The organism is Oceanospirillum sediminis (genome assembly GCF_014164585.1).
Lineage (GTDB): Bacteria > Pseudomonadota > Gammaproteobacteria > Pseudomonadales > Halomonadaceae > Oceanospirillum > Oceanospirillum sediminis.
The window spans coordinates 19,615-34,702 of the sequence record NZ_JACJFM010000008.1 but is presented as its reverse complement, the minus strand read 5'-3'; the positions used below and the strand labels follow the sequence as shown (position 1 = coordinate 34,702).

Below are 15,088 nucleotides of genomic sequence, written 5' to 3'. Positions count from 1 at the left end.
AACTTATCCCCTGAGTGTCCCGGTATATTGCGGGGCAGCCGGGTATCCATAAATAAAATCAGGGCATTAAAAAGGGCAAGCCATGGCTTACCCTTTTTTACTCTCTGGCAGACGCTTTATTTGCGTTTCATTGCCTCGAAGAATTCATCGTTAGTCTTAGTATCTTTCAGACGCTCGATCAGGAATTCGATAGCTCCGGTATCTTCCATTGGATGCAGCAGTTTACGCAGAATCCATACGCGTTGCAGTTCTTCTTCCGATGCCAGCAGGTCTTCGCGACGGGTGCCGGAGCGACGGATATTGATTGCCGGGTAAACACGTTTCTCTGCAATCTTACGATCCAGATGCAGTTCCATGTTACCGGTACCTTTAAACTCTTCGAAGATCACTTCGTCCATCTTAGAGCCGGTATCCACCAGAGCCGTTGCAATGATGGTCAGACTGCCACCATGTTCAACATTACGGGCTGCACCAAAGAAACGCTTAGGTTTTTCCAGAGCGTGAGCGTCAACACCACCAGTCAGTACTTTACCGGAAGAAGGGATCACAGTGTTGTACGCACGGGCCAGACGGGTAATGGAGTCCAGCAGAATAACAACGTCCTTTTTATGTTCTACGAGACGTTTAGCTCGCTCGATCACCATTTCTGCAACCTGAACGTGACGGGCTGGTGGCTCATCAAAGGTTGACGCAACGACTTCACCCCGCACGGAGCGAGCCATCTCTGTCACTTCTTCCGGACGTTCATCAATCAACAGAACGATCATGTGACATTCAGGATTGTTGCGGGTGATGGAGGAGGCGATGTTTTGCAACATCAGGGTCTTACCGGCTTTTGGAGGGGATACGATCAGACCACGCTGGCCTTTACCAATCGGAGCAACCAGATCAATGACGCGGGCTGTAAGATCTTCGGTTGATCCGTTACCGATCTCCATCATCAGACGTTCTTCAGGGAAGATCGGCGTCAGGTTTTCGAACAGGATTTTATGCTTGGAATTCTCTGGTTTATCGAAGTTAATCTCGTTAACTTTCAGCAGGGCAAAGTAGCGTTCGCCGTCTTTAGGTGGGCGAATTTTACCGGCGATATGGTCGCCTTTTCGCATATTAAAACGACGAATCTGGCTGGGTGATACATAGATATCATCGGGGCCTGCCAGATAAGAGCTATCTGCGGAACGCAGGAAGCCAAAACCATCCTGGAGAATCTCCAGTACGCCATCCCCATAAATATCTTCACCGCTTTTCGCGTGCCTTTTCAGAATCGCAAAAATAATATCTTGCTTGCGGGAACGAGCTACGTTATCGACGCCCATTTCCTGGGCCAGTTCTAATAATTCAGGAACAGATTTTTGCTTTAATTCGGTAAGATTCATGGGTCGTATAGGCGTTTTGATTTGATAGTCAGATAATGCTGACAAAGAATTCGTTCAGACCAGGCTGGCCGGACACAATCACTTCTCTTAATAATCAGTATTTATCCGGTAGTATTGTTAAGTTGTAATCAGCACTGGCTGTGAAACAATAAAAAAATAGCAGAAAACAAGACAGAGCTGAGAATTGTCAAAGGAGACGGTGTTTCAGGTAGACAATAAGCTGGAAGTTAAAATACCACCAACACTGGCAATATACCAGCTTTACAGAAAATTAAAAGGGCAAGATAGTTGTGCAGGCTATAAAAACCTGCACAAAGTGTCCGGCTGTTACAGAGAGGCTTCCAGGAAAGCTTCCAGCTGGGACTTAGACAGTGCACCAACCTTAGTGGCTTCAACGTTGCCATCTTTAAACAGCATCAGTGTTGGAATACCACGAATACCGAACTTAGGTGGCGTTTCAGTATTTTCGTCAATATTCAGCTTGCAGACTTTCAGTTTGCCTGCATTATTTTCTGCAATCTGATCCAGAACCGGAGCAATCATTTTACAAGGTCCGCACCACTCAGCCCAGTAATCTACCAGTACAGGAAGTTCTGAATTCAGTACTTCTTCTTCGAAAGACGCATCAGTTACATTGACTATTTTGTCACTCATTGAACTGCCTCCAAGGCAAAACAGATTTATTTTGTGCCTATGATAGCACCGGAAAGCCTGACGGTAAAAGTTGGTGATTAGGCATTTCTGATGCATATGTTGCTTTTTGCCCGCAGTTTCAGAAGGGTTTTTCGCAATTGCGTATTTTTTGTCACTGATTCGTCATGTGACACTTTTATGATCGTGCCATAATTAGGGATATGATAAATACAGGCCCCGAAAAGACTATGAATAATACGGATAACTCTAACCAGAATGAGACACCTGCTGATGGTGAAATGCTGGCAGCGATAGATCTGGGATCGAATAGCTTTCACCTGCTGGTGGCGCGTCAGGGTAATAACGATATTCGGACACTGGAAAAGTTGGGCGAGAAGGTTCAGCTGGCTGCTGGTCTTGACTCCGATAATAATCTGACAGATGAAGCTCAGACCCGAGCACTGAACTGCCTTAGCCGTTTTGCCCCTTTTCTTGAAGGGATTCATCATGACAATCTGAGAATTGTCGGCACCAACGCTTTGCGTGAGGCTCACAATGCTCAGCAATTTCTGGATAAAGCTGAAGAGATTCTGAAACACCCTCTGGAAGTGATCAGTGGCCGTGAAGAAGCGCGTTTAATCTATGTTGGAGCGGCCCAGACACTGGCAACTCCGAAAGGTCGACGACTGGTTGTCGATATTGGTGGCGGCAGTACTGAATTTATAATTGGGGATGGCTTTGATCCTCTGGCTCTGGAAAGTCTGCATATGGGGTGTGTGGCTTACAGTAAACGTTTTTTTGCTGACGGACAGATTACAGCTAAACGTTTTCAGCAAGCGGTAATGGCCGCGAAAAATGAGCTGCTCAGTATTCTTAAGCCTTATAAAAAGCTGGGCTGGCAACAGGTTGTAGGGACATCTGGCACAATTAAAGCAACAGCTGCTGTGCTGCAACTGAATGGCTGGACTGAAGCGGGTATCACTAGGGAGGGGTTAAATCGGCTGTCAAAACACCTGCTGAAATTTAAAACCCTTGATCAGGTTGAGATGCCAGGGCTGAAGCCGGATCGGGCTAAGGTATTTCCAGCCGGTGTCGCTATCCTGCAAGGTGTCTTTGAGTTGCTGGATATTGAGCAAATGGAATTTACGGACGGCGCATTGCGAGAAGGTATTCTGCAAGATCTGGTGGGACGTTCGGCGGATCAGGATATCCGGGAGAAAACCGTCAGTGCTTTGATGGAGCTTTATCAGGTTGATATCGCTCAGGCTGAAAATGTCAGCCAGACTGCTGAAAATTTGTATCAGCAGGCAAAAAAAAATTGGAAGCTGGAGACTGAAGATCTGCACTTGTTACTGAAGTGGGCTGCTTTGTTACATGAGACAGGCTTATCTATTTCTCATAGTCAGTTCCATAAACATGGTGCCTACTTACTGCAACATTCTGATTTATCTGGTTTTTCTAAATATCAGCAGAGTATGCTGGCCGTGCTGGTGCGTGGCCACCGACGTAAATTCCCGATGGTTGATTTCCGTCTGCAGCCTGAGAGTATGCAAAAAGCCCTGATCCGACTGGCGGTTTTACTGCGCCTGGCAGTATTACTGAATCATAGTCGTCCGGATGAGGCTCATCAGCAGGCTCAGATTACTGTAAAGGGTAATGATGTTGTGCTTGAGCTGGGAGAGTCCTGGCTGGAAGATAACCCGCTGACAGTTGCTGATCTGGAACTGGAACAGGAATATTTGCTGGCGCATCAGATCAATCTGACATTCAGCTGATGACAGTTGTAACCTTTTGAAAATCCCTGCCAGATAATTCTGACAGGGGCTTTCTTATCCGATCTGGCAGCTTCTCTGCTGACTATTGATCCGCTTTTTTAACACGACGCAGTAGCGCTCGCCCTGGCCCTGAACCAGCGTAGCCCATAAACAGCAGCAAGAGCACGGTTGCCGGATCATAAGCAATCACAACAAAGAAGATGGCGATAACAAACATCGTCAGAAAGGGAACCCGGCCTTTCAGATCAATCTCTTTGAAGCTGTTGTACCGGACGTTACTGACCATAAGTACACCAATGGAAGCAACGATAAAAGCCAGAGCATAGGTATAGGCAGTATCGTTCAGATCCAGGTCGCTGAATGTCCAGACAATACCGGCAACAACAGCGGCTGCCGCAGGACTGGGCAGTCCAATAAACCAGCGTTTATCCACAGAGCCAATCTGAGTATTAAAGCGGGCCAGACGCAATGCTGCACCGGCTACATAAACAAAGGCGGCAATCCAGCCAATTTTTCCTATATCGGACAGCATCCAGCTGAAAGCGACCAGAGCGGGTGCGACACCAAAAGACACCATGTCGGCCAGACTGTCGTATTCTGCTCCAAAGTCACTCTGAGTATTGGTCAGGCGGGCAACACGCCCATCCAGTCCATCCAGAATCATGGAGATAAAGATAGCAATGGCAGCACTATCGAAAGCGCCATTCATAGCTGAAACAATGGCGAAAAAACCAGAGAAAAGTGCACCGGTTGTGAAAAGGTTTGGTAGCAGATAGATGCCGCGCCGACGCACTTTTTTTCCGGCTTCGACGGTCTCTTCTTCTACCTCATCTTCCCCCAGGGACAACATGCGGGTTTCTTCCACAAGATCGTCATCACCGTTATGGGGCTGTTTTTCCTGTTCGTTCATAATCAACCTGCAATAAAAAATGAAGCCGTTATTCTACACATATCAAAGGTTACGGCACTATGCAGAAAATCAATTCGATGGATAAAAGTGGTGAAAAGTCATTCTACTGGAATAAATAGCCGCCAATTCAGCTGCGGATTCGCGCTCTGGCGGAAAATAACAGGTGTCATAAGCGGTTTGGCAGATAGCCAGTAAAACAGAGAGGGCAAAGCCGTTACTGTTCAGATAGAGGATAGCGGGCCCAGAAACTAAAAAAGCCAGCATGAGCTGGCTTTTTCAGAGCAGAGAGAAAGATGCTTAGTTCTTCTCTTTGTCTACGATCTTGCTTGCCGCGATCCAAGGCATCATCGCACGCAGTTTCTCACCCGTCTCTTCGATTGGGTGAGCGGCGTTGTTACGACGACGTGCAGTCATGGATGGGTAGTTAGTCTGACCTTCCGCGATGAACATCTTCGCGTACTCACCGTCCTGAATGCGCTTCAGAGCGTTACGCATTGCTTCACGAGATTGCTCGTTGATTACCTCAGGACCAGTCACGTACTCACCATACTCAGCGTTGTTAGAGATGGAGTAGTTCATGTTGGCGATACCGCCTTCGTACATCAGGTCTACGATCAGTTTCAGCTCGTGCAGACACTCGAAGTAAGCCATTTCTGGAGCGTAACCCGCTTCAGTCAGGGTTTCGAAGCCCATTTTAACCAGCTCAACCGCGCCACCACACAGTACAGCCTGTTCACCAAACAGATCGGTTTCAGTCTCATCTTTAAACGTAGTCTCGATAATACCGGAACGACCGCCACCAACGCCCATTGCATAAGACAGAGCCAGTTCTTTAGCACTACCGGAAGCATCACGGTAAATTGCGATCAGATCCGGGATACCGCCGCCTTTAACGAACTCAGAACGTACAGTGTGACCAGGCGCTTTAGGAGCAACCATGATGACGTCCAGATCAGCACGTGGCTCAACCTGGTTGTAGTGGATAGAGAAACCGTGAGCGAAAGCCAGAGTAGCACCCAGCTTGATGTTAGGCTCGATCTCGTTTTTGTACAGCTGGCCCTGGAACTCATCCGGAGTCAGGATCATTACTACGTCAGCTGCCGCAACTGCATCAGCAACATCAGCAACTTTCAGACCGTGAGCTTCAGCTTTTGCACGAGAAGAAGAACCAGCACGCAGACCAACAGTGACATCAACGCCGGAATCTTTCAGGTTACACGCGTGTGCGTGACCTTGAGAGCCGTAACCGATGATAGAAACTTTTTTGCCCTGGATGATGGAAAGATCACAATCTTTATCGTAATAAACCTGCATGGTTCTACTTCCTTAAAGTTTGGTTAACTGTTTAGCGCCTGCTGTTAGGGTACGCAGGCTGCAAATAGGGTTGGCAGTAAAGCTCTGTTAGCTCTTGCATGTTATTCATTAACAGATCATCACAGCGGAAGCGGTGACAGGTCTTTGCCCGTTCGTTTGCTCTTAATCGGCGATTGCCGCTTCAGCCTTGCCTTATTCGTTGAGCTAAAGATACCGCCTTAAAAGCATTGCGTAAAATGATATATACGCAATGTTATATCCCGATTTTTGCAATATGGTTCTCTCTAATACTATAATTCCCTGAGATGTCATTACCTCGCAGATTAAAACCCTATGGATATCCGCCAGCTCAAACATTTTGTCGCCCTGTCTGAAACCCTGCACTTTGGCCGCGCCAGTGAAGCCTGCCATATCAGCTCATCGGCCCTAAGCCGGAGCATTAAGCAGCTGGAAGATACTCTGGGGGTTGCATTGTTTGAGCGCGATAACCGCACCGTGACATTGACTCGGGAAGGAGAGAAGTTCCAGGCCTATGCCAGAGATGCCTTAAGTCAGTGGGATATGATTCGCCACACCCTGCTGGAAGACGCCAGTCAGTTACACGGTGAGATCAGCATGTATTGCTCAGTAACTGCCAGCTATAGCTTCTTACACGATATTCTGCGTCGCTTTCGCAGCCGCTTTCCCGGTATAGAAATAAAGCTGCATACTGGCGAGCCAGGCCCCGCCGTCAGCCGGGTTATAAATGGTGATGAGGATGTATCCATTGCCGCTCGTCCCGATCACCTACCCGCCAGTCTTGCGTTTAAATCTACAGGGCTATCGCCACTGTATTTTATCGCCCCGGTGGATGATCCTGTACTTAACCCTCTGGTGGAACAGGAAGTTAATGCTATCGATTGGCGTAAAGTGCCTATGATTCTGCCTGAAAAAGATCTGGCCCGACGCCGGGTGGATCAATGGTTCAGTAACAAGGGAATTAAACCGAACATCTATGCTCAGGTCGCCGGTAATGAAGCGATTGTCAGCATGGTCAGCCTGGGGTTTGGTATTGGTGTAGTGCCCAAAATCGTACTGGATAACAGCCCTCTGGCCGACCGTGTAAAAGTATTATCGGTTACCCCGACGCTGGCCGCTTATGATGTCGGGGTCTGTGTACTGAAGAAAAAACTGAAGAACCCTTTAATTGAAGCGTTCTGGTCACAGCTGGATACGGATACCTGAGTGAGATATGTTCAGGCATCGTTAAGCTGGAAAATGGCTGATCCGGTGGTGATCAGTGCAATTATTCTGGTACACCCAGCTGTCCCTTGGAAGAGATGCCCAGGTGACGCTCCATCAGAGTCGCTGCCCACTCAAAGTCCCGCGCTTCAATCTGTTCCAGAATGTCCAGATGTTCCTGACAGGACTGCAGCATACGCTCCGGGTATAACACCGCACCGGATTCGGTAAAACGTCGCATCCGGTTATGCTGACGAATAATCTCACTGAAATAGCGATTACCGGAAAAGTCCGCCAGCATCTGATGAAAGCCCGCGTTAATATTCAGCAATGCATGGTGAGGGGTTTCAAATACCAGTCCATCAACCAGTTGTTTATGCATGGCTAAACAGGCCTGAAAACGTTCCGGTTCCGGTTGAAAACCAGCACTGCGAATAGCGGCCGGTTCAATGATCCGGCGTAGCTCATAGCTATCCTTATTACTTTCCACACAGCCGATCAGACGGGTAAACAGCCAGCCTTTGCCCTGCGCCTTCTGCAATAGCCCTTCGCTGACCAGTTGTGTCAGTACCTTGGTCAGCAGCGCTTTAGGCACATCGTAGCGACGTAACAGGTCTGCTTCGGTGACATGTTCTTCCAGTTGCCCCTGCACCCGGTCCTGACCGATCTGCACATACAACTGATCCTGCGGTGATTCTGGTAACGTCATCTCAACCCGCATCAGAGCAGGGCTGTCCATGGCCAGACGCATACCGCCACCCGGACGGGGTTCAACCACCTGGAAATGCTCCAGCAGTTTCAACGCGGCACGAATCGGAGAACGGGAAACCGACAGCTTTTCTGCCAGCTCCCGCTCAGATAAAGCACTGCCTGTGGTCAGCCCCTCCCGGATAAAGAGGGCGATCAGCTGATGGCTCAGTTCAGCCTGTAACGGGTTAATGCTTCTCAGGTTCTCGTCCTTCTGAGTGCTCAAAGCGGGGTTCTCCATGACTAATCCAACGGGCAAGAAAGTCGGTGGCATCAGGGATCAGAGGGAAGCCCTCATGATGAATGCCCGGAATCACATCCAGCTGTACCTGACAGCCCTGATCTCTGAGCGCAGAAGCCAGCACTGTGGCACGTTCCAGACGGTTGCGACCAGCTTTATTGCAATCGGGGCGCCAGTACCGGGAGGCTGGTGTCAGGTTTATTTCGCTGCCATCCAGATCCTGTTCGCCCACCATAATCTGTATAGGTATACTTTTTATGGTATCAAAGTCTGGATAAATACCAAAAATTTCTTTGCTATCCGATAGCCCCATCCACCAGCGTTCATCACTGGGCAGGGTTACAACACCCGGGGCAGCCACCGAAACCGCCTGCAGGCGATGAGGGTGCAGGTAGAGAAAACGATGAGCAAACTGTCCACCACCAGAAAAGCCGTGCATCAGAAAACGATCACGACGGGCAGAGAAGCGTTCCGCCACCTCTTCCAGCATGGCTAAAAGAACCAGATCATAACGAATTCCTTTTTCATACAGGTACTTATAACCACTGGTATCGTCTCTGTCCGGGATGCCCACCGGGAATAACGGGCACAGAATAATACAGCCCTCGCGCTCAGCAAAGTCGGCAAAACGATCCCGATAACCCTCAACGGTACGGCGGGAACCGTGAATGACGGCACAGACCGGCAAATTTTTCTGCTGATGAATCTGCTGAGGCACATAAAGACAGTAGCTGAATCTGGGGTCGGCCTGACAGGCGTAGAAGGTGGTCGCACCCACGTCATAAATACCAAAAGACAACTTGCCCTCCTTGTGGTTTTTTTATTAAGATAAAAACCAGTTAATAAAAACGATTATCAAATACATTATTTTTAAATTTGTTGATTCTACCTATGAAATACTCAATCGTCGCCCCTCTGATGCTGACTACGGCTGTCGCTAGCCCCCTGGTGCTGGCTGCATCATCCGATCCTCAACAGCAAGATGATCTGGTGATTAGTGCATCCCGCCATAACACGGTACTGAGTGAGATCCCACGCTCTGTGACTGTGATCAGCCAGCAAGAACTGAGACAACAGTTCAGCATTTCCCCGTCACTGGGAGATGCCCTGGGTAAGTTGGTGCCTGGTATGGCTCCGGCGGGTAAAACCATGACCAATAACAACCAGACTCTGCGTGGTCGTAAGATGCTGGTACTGGTGGATGGCATTCCACAGAATGCCAACCGCAATATCTCCAGGGATCTGGCCGGTATTGCCCCGGAAACCATTGAGCGCATCGAAGTGATTCGCGGTGGCAGCGCTATCTATGGTAGTGGTGCTTCGGGTGGTATTGTGAATATCATCACCCGCAAAAATACCGGTGTTTCAGAATCTACTATCGGGCTGAACACCTCACTGACTCACGGTAAGGATTCTGTCGGCTGGAAAGCATCGCACACTGTTTCAGGTCAGAGTGATCAACAGGATGGTTCGCTGGATTACGGTCTGACCATAGGTTACGAACAGACTGGCGGTTTCTTTGATGCTGTTGGTGATCGCATTGCGCCTGAACTGGGGCAAAGTGATCTGAGTGATACCGGTTCGCTGACACTGGCAGGTAAAGTGCGCTGGAGCGATGACAAGCAGGCGATTACGCTGTCGGTGAATCATCTGGAACGGGACCAGGATACCGACTATACGCGGGTTGATGGCCCTGACGGTAAAGCTCTGGCAGCATCCGGCCTGTCACTGGATAAGCAAACCGCCGTTGAGAATACTCAGTTGAATCTGGCCTGGTCACTGTACGAAACCGCTTTGGGTGCGCTGGATGCCCAGCTGTATTACCGCGATACCTACAACCGTTTCCTGCCCTTTGATGGTCGCCCTTATGGCTCGTGGAACCATCTGGCTCAGACCGAGCTGTCCGGTCAGTACTGGGGGTCTCGCCTGACCATGAACACCCCGGTTAACGATGCCGTTATGCTGCGCTGGGGTGTGGACTTTAACCACGCTACCGAAGACGGCCCTGCGCTGATCTACGATGGTGATATTTACGACAACAGCAATAAGCTGAACTTTGTTCAGACCGGTAAAAAAGGCTTTGTACCTGAGATCCGTCAGAAAACTCTGGGAGGTTTTGCTCAGCTGGAAGCAGATCTGAGCGATAACCTGATCTGGGAAGGTGGCCTGCGCTACGAAACCATCAGCGCTGAATTTGATGATTATGTCACCCTGGGCCAGGAAGTCCCCATTGATGGCGGTCGCATCTCTTATGACGATGTGATGTTCAATACCGGTCTGACCTGGCTGGTAACAGACCAGACCGAAGTATACGCCAACTTCTCTCAGGGTTTTGAGCTGCCAGATCTGGGCCTGCGTTTGCGTTATACCTCCAACTTTGATGCTGGTAGTTCCGAACTGGAACCGATGAAAACCGATACCTATGAAGTGGGTGTTCGCTCTGACCTGGGTGATACTCAGCTGAGTGCGGCGGTATTTCACAGCACCTCGGATCTGGGGAGTATCGCCATTGAAGACTTCTCTCTGGTGCTGCCTCGGGTTAAAGAACGCATCACTGGTCTTGAGCTGACCGGTCGCCATCAGCTGAATGATCAATGGCGCCTGGGTGGCCTGCTGACCTGGATGAAGGGGGAATCCTACGACAAGAACCAGGGCAAATGGCTGGATCTGAACAGCTTCCGTGTCCCACCTGTACAGCTGAGCGCTTACGTGCAGTATCAGTCATCAGCAGACTGGCTGCATAAAGTTCAGGTGAATCATTCAGCCGATCGCGATGAAGCATTCAAAGATGGCGCAGGCTGGGGGCGGGGCGAAGTTAAAGCCTATACCACACTGGATTATTTTGCTGCGTATCAGCTGGGACAAGGCAGTATTAATGTCGGGATCGAAAACCTGCTGAATGAAGATTACCGCACTGTACTGGGACAGCTGAACCGTTCGGAATCTCAGGGGCAACACTACGCACCGGGACGTACTCTGATGGTGTCTTATCATCATCAATGGTAATGCAGTCTGACCAATGAACTTACGGTATCACCGGCACAATCTGCACCGGGGCAGGGCTATAGCCCCCTGTCTCCGGGCAGGCAGAACTCTGGTTCTGTTTCTCATGGCAGGCCTGTCTTTGCTGATTGCAAGGGCAGGCTTTTCTGCGTCTTTAACTCACAATTCTGCTAACCCTGACCGTTCTGCTGAAAGCTGTCATTGGGTCGAGCATGCAATGGGACAAAGCTGTGTGCCTCATCAGGTGCGCCGCCTGGTGGTACTGGATACCGGTGAACTGGATATCAGTGTCGGGCTGGGGCATTTACCTGTAGCAACCACCTATCCCTATCAGATCGATCATCTGCCGGACTATATCCCGGCAGATCAGACACCGATCTCTGTCGGATTAAACTCTGAACCGGATCTGGAGCGTATTCTCCAGCTGCAACCGGATCTGATTCTGGGCAGTCGCTCAGTGCACGGTCATCTGTATCCAATACTGAGTCGGATCGCACCGACGGTACTCAGCGAACGCATTGGTGTCAGCTGGCGGGATAATCTGCAGCTGTTTGCCCGCGCCTTACAGCAGGAGCAAAAAGCCAGTGACTGGCTGACCGGTTTTGAGCAGCAATGCCAGCGTATTAATGCCTTATATAGACAGAAAGGCCGTCCCACAGTGTCTGTTGTTCGCTCCATGCAGGACCATGTGCGTCTGTATCTGCAGGATACTTTTATCCACACCTTATTGGACCAATGCGGTATTCGTCGTCCTGAAAATCAGGATATTAAAGGCTTTGCCACCCGGCTGCGTTCACCGGCGCAGATTCGTCAGCTGGAGGGGGAGTTGATCCTGTTGAGCGAATACAGCCCTGAACTGGGATCTATGATTCGCCAGTGGCAGGGCACCGGCTTCTGGTCATTACTCAAAGGCCGGATTGTCCCGGTGGATGACCATTACTGGATGCTGGGCATAGGACCGCTGGCGGCAGAACAGGTATTACACGATCTGGAGGCGATTATCCGTGCTTACACGCCCTCATCCTGAAGCGACAGCCGCATCCGGGTTATTCAACCTGATCCGGCAGTATGCTATCTGGCTGGTTCTGGTTACGGTATTGCTGGCCTCTGTGCTGTTATCTCTGCTGGCCGGTTATCCACAACTGTCTTTAGCAGACTTATACCTGAGTCTGGTATCTGACGCTCAATCACTGCAACAATCCATTCAAAAACCGATTCAGCAGCTGGTACTGACAGAGCTTCGTTTTCCCCGACTGATAGCGGGCCTGCTGACCGGTGCCGCTATGGGCTGTGCTGGTTTTTTATTACAGCGACTGAGCCAGAACCCTCTGACCAGCCCTTCGACACTGGGTGTGACTCAGGGTAGCGCACTGGCACTAGTGCTGGTATTTATTCTGGGTATCGAAATGAGCCCGGTAATGCGTTTTAGTGCTGCACTGGTCGGCGCTCTTTTTGCCGGAGGATTACTGCTGGTCCTGATGTTGGCGAACCGGCAGCGTAACGATACCAGCACCCTGATTCTGCTAGGCGCACTGATGGCCAGTTTTTTTGCCGCGCTGACCACCAGCATGCTGTTACTGGAGCAACACGCGATTAATGCGATCCGCTTCTGGCTGTCCGGCAGTCTGGCGTTTGTCCCTGCTGAGTTACTGCCGGTTCTGGCGCTGATCTGCCTGAGCTGTTTTGCCGTTAGCTATCTGATGCTGCCCGGGGTTAATCTGGTCACTACTGGAGAAGCCAAGGCCAGTAGCCTGGGGATCTCCCCCCTGAGGGTCTATCTGGTTGTGCTGGTTCTGATTCTGTTACTGACCGGAGCCTCCGTTGCGGTAACCGGGCCGATACTTTTTACCGGTTTAGTGGTGCCTCATCTGGCCCGGTTACTGGTCGGTGTTAAAGCGAGCGCTCATCTCAGTGCCAGCTTGTTACTGGGGGCGATTATGATGACCCTGGCCGATGGCCTGACCCGTTGGGTTGCTCCGGAAACATCGGCCTCTCCCAGTATTCCTATGGCGATTATTGGCGCGCCCTGGTTTATGTGGCTGGTGTATCAGAGGTATCGGACATGAGCTATCTGTTACGTCACTTATGGCTAATCGCTCTGGCACTGATCAGTGTGTTGCTCTATCTGTTTAACGGCAGCGCCGATACCCTGGCATTACTTCTGTCAGAGCAAAGCGAGCTTGCCTGGCAACTGGTTATGGAACTGCGTGTCCCTCGTTTGTTACTGGCCATCACCGCGGGGGCCTGCCTGGCCTGCTCCGGACTGTTGCTGCAGACCCTGACTGGAAACCATCTGGCTGATCCTGGTATTCTGGGCATTAATCAGGGGGCTGCGATTGCGGTACTGTGCAGCGTTATGTTTTTACCAGAACAGATGCTGGTCGGGCAGGCCTTAGCCGGGGCTGCTGGGAGTCTGTTTACTCTGACGGTAATCGGCTGGCTGAGTCAGCGCTTAAGCCCGGTGGCACTGATTCTGTGTGGTATCGGTTTATCAGCTCTGCTTTCTGCTTTACTGAATCTGCTGATGCTGAGCGCTGAAACCCATCAGATCGGTCAGGTGCTGACCTGGCTGTCAGGCAGTTTATCCGGTGCTTATCAGGAGAAGGCACTCTGGTTGCTGGTAATGGCACTGCCGGTACTGATATTGTCTGTGTTACTGACTCTGCACCTGAAACCTATGCTGCTGGATCAGCATACCGCAACGGCATTGGGGCTGGAGTCATCAACCCGTCTGTATTGTCTGTTAGCCGCCGGAGTACTCAGTGCACTGGCAGTTACTGCTGTTGGAGCACTGGCTTTTATTGGCTTGTTAGCCCCGCACCTGGCCCGCTTCAGCGGTGAGAAAACACCTGCCGCTCTGCTATTACCGACGCTGTTATGGGGCTGCATTCTATGTGTTCTGGCGGATCTTATCGCCCGTACTTTATTTGCGCCGATCCAGCTGCCCTTCGGACTGATCATCGCCATTACCGGCGTACCTGTCTTTATCTTCCTGTTACTGAAAAAGCCTCCGGCTGCAAAGGTGCTATCGTGACTGCTATTTCTGCTCATCATATCTGCGTGCAATACCAGCAGACTCAGGTACTGAAACAACTGGATGTGACTTTGCCTGAGGGTAAGGTGACAGCTCTTCTGGGGGCAAATGGCTGTGGTAAATCAACTCTGCTAAAAGCCTTATCGGGGCAACAAACGATCACGGAAGGCGAGATCAGACTGGGTCAGGACCCGCTAGGCGCGCTCTCCCGTAAAGCGATTGCCCGCAAGCTGGCTTTTCTGCCTCAGCACCCGCAAGCACCGGATACCATGACGGTGGCAGAACTGGTGATGCTGGGGCGTTATCCGTATCGCCGTTTTCTGGCCATCAGCTCTGCAGAGGACCATCGTGTTGTGCAGGATGCTCTGGTCAAAACCGGGCTGGAAACTCTGGCTGATCGGCATCTGAATCGTCTGTCTGGAGGTCAGCGCCAGCGCGCCTGGCTGGCGATGGTGCTGGCCCAGCAGGCGCCACTTATGATGCTGGATGAACCCACTAGTTTTCTCGATATTGCCCATCAGTATGAGCTTCTGTCTCTGGTACGACAGCTGAATCGGGAACAAGGTACGACTGTAGTTATGGTACTGCACGATATCAGTCAGGCGATCTACTTCTCAGATCATATTCTGTTGATGAAACAGGGGCAGATTCTGGCTCAGGGTGCACCAGGCGAGGTGATCAATGAGGACAGTATTCAGCAGGTGTTTGGTTTTAACTGTCGTCTGGAGCAATCGGGGCAGACACAACTACTGGTGCCAGAGGGGTATTGATAGAGAGTCTATTGAATAAGATGTCGTGATATTAAAAACGCTCTGCCGGATTAACCGGCAGAGC

13 protein-coding genes are annotated in these 15,088 nt (G+C 50.5%); 7 read left to right on the top strand and 6 right to left on the bottom strand.

The features are described 5' to 3' along the window. Positions 1-116: 116 nt before the first annotated feature. Together rho and trxA are read right to left on the bottom strand one after the other, a co-directional pair. Entirely contained in the window at positions 117-1,376 is a 1,260-nt protein-coding gene (gene rho, locus H4O21_RS08200; RefSeq protein ID WP_182808375.1) for a transcription termination factor Rho, read from the bottom strand. Between the two features lie 327 nt (positions 1,377-1,703). Next, complete coding sequence (gene trxA / locus H4O21_RS08195; RefSeq protein ID WP_182808374.1) at positions 1,704-2,030, bottom strand: thioredoxin TrxA; 327 nt, start codon at positions 2,028-2,030, stop codon at positions 1,704-1,706. Between the two features lie 227 nt (positions 2,031-2,257). On the opposite strand from trxA, the gene ppx reads away from it, so the two are divergent. Then, positions 2,258-3,784, top strand: a complete 1,527-nt coding sequence (gene ppx / locus H4O21_RS08190) for an exopolyphosphatase (RefSeq protein WP_182808373.1) — start codon at positions 2,258-2,260, stop codon at positions 3,782-3,784. A gap of 82 nt (positions 3,785-3,866) precedes the next feature. Here the strand turns inward: ppx and pssA are convergent, their stop codons facing one another. After that, complete coding sequence (gene pssA / locus H4O21_RS08185; protein ID WP_182808372.1) at positions 3,867-4,694, bottom strand: CDP-diacylglycerol--serine O-phosphatidyltransferase; 828 nt, start codon at positions 4,692-4,694, stop codon at positions 3,867-3,869. 297 nt (positions 4,695-4,991) lie between these two features. Further along, positions 4,992-6,008: a ketol-acid reductoisomerase gene (gene ilvC / locus H4O21_RS08180; RefSeq protein ID WP_182808371.1), complete on the bottom strand. Its 1,017-nt coding sequence runs from the start codon at positions 6,006-6,008 to the stop codon at positions 4,992-4,994. A gap of 333 nt (positions 6,009-6,341) precedes the next feature. On the opposite strand from ilvC, the gene ilvY reads away from it, so the two are divergent. Then, the gene (gene ilvY, locus H4O21_RS08175; RefSeq protein ID WP_182808370.1) at positions 6,342-7,232 is read left to right on the top strand and encodes an HTH-type transcriptional activator IlvY; all 891 of its coding nucleotides are present in this window, start codon (positions 6,342-6,344) and stop codon (positions 7,230-7,232) included. 61 nt (positions 7,233-7,293) lie between these two features. On the opposite strand, the gene H4O21_RS08170 is transcribed toward ilvY, so the two are convergent. Together H4O21_RS08170 and H4O21_RS08165 are read right to left on the bottom strand one after the other, a co-directional pair. After that, the gene (locus H4O21_RS08170; RefSeq protein ID WP_028299664.1) at positions 7,294-8,202 is read right to left on the bottom strand and encodes a GntR family transcriptional regulator; all 909 of its coding nucleotides are present in this window, start codon (positions 8,200-8,202) and stop codon (positions 7,294-7,296) included. After that, a complete protein-coding gene (locus tag H4O21_RS08165; protein ID WP_182808369.1) occupies positions 8,165-9,016 on the bottom strand; it encodes an alpha/beta hydrolase in 852 nt (283 codons plus the stop codon). Before H4O21_RS08165 ends, H4O21_RS08170 begins: the two co-directional genes overlap by 38 nt. A 92-nt stretch (positions 9,017-9,108) precedes the next feature. On the opposite strand from H4O21_RS08165, the gene H4O21_RS08160 reads away from it, so the two are divergent. From H4O21_RS08160 to H4O21_RS08145, 5 genes are all read left to right on the top strand, one after another. Then, on the top strand, positions 9,109-11,223 hold the full coding sequence (locus H4O21_RS08160) for a TonB-dependent receptor (protein WP_182808368.1): 2,115 nt from the start codon (positions 9,109-9,111) through the stop codon (positions 11,221-11,223). Between the two features lie 103 nt (positions 11,224-11,326). Beyond that, the gene (locus tag H4O21_RS08155; RefSeq protein WP_182808367.1) at positions 11,327-12,247 is read left to right on the top strand and encodes an ABC transporter substrate-binding protein; all 921 of its coding nucleotides are present in this window, start codon (positions 11,327-11,329) and stop codon (positions 12,245-12,247) included. Next, positions 12,225-13,286, top strand: a complete 1,062-nt coding sequence (locus H4O21_RS08150) for a FecCD family ABC transporter permease (protein ID WP_182808366.1) — start codon at positions 12,225-12,227, stop codon at positions 13,284-13,286. The genes H4O21_RS08155 and H4O21_RS08150 overlap by 23 nt, the downstream gene beginning before the upstream one ends. Further along, positions 13,283-14,254: a FecCD family ABC transporter permease gene (locus H4O21_RS25435; RefSeq protein ID WP_220495569.1), complete on the top strand. Its 972-nt coding sequence runs from the start codon at positions 13,283-13,285 to the stop codon at positions 14,252-14,254. Before H4O21_RS08150 ends, H4O21_RS25435 begins: the two co-directional genes overlap by 4 nt. Then, positions 14,251-15,024, top strand: coding sequence for an ABC transporter ATP-binding protein (locus tag H4O21_RS08145; protein ID WP_220495568.1), 774 nt, complete (start codon positions 14,251-14,253; stop codon positions 15,022-15,024). Before H4O21_RS25435 ends, H4O21_RS08145 begins: the two co-directional genes overlap by 4 nt. Positions 15,025-15,088 lie beyond the last annotated feature (64 nt).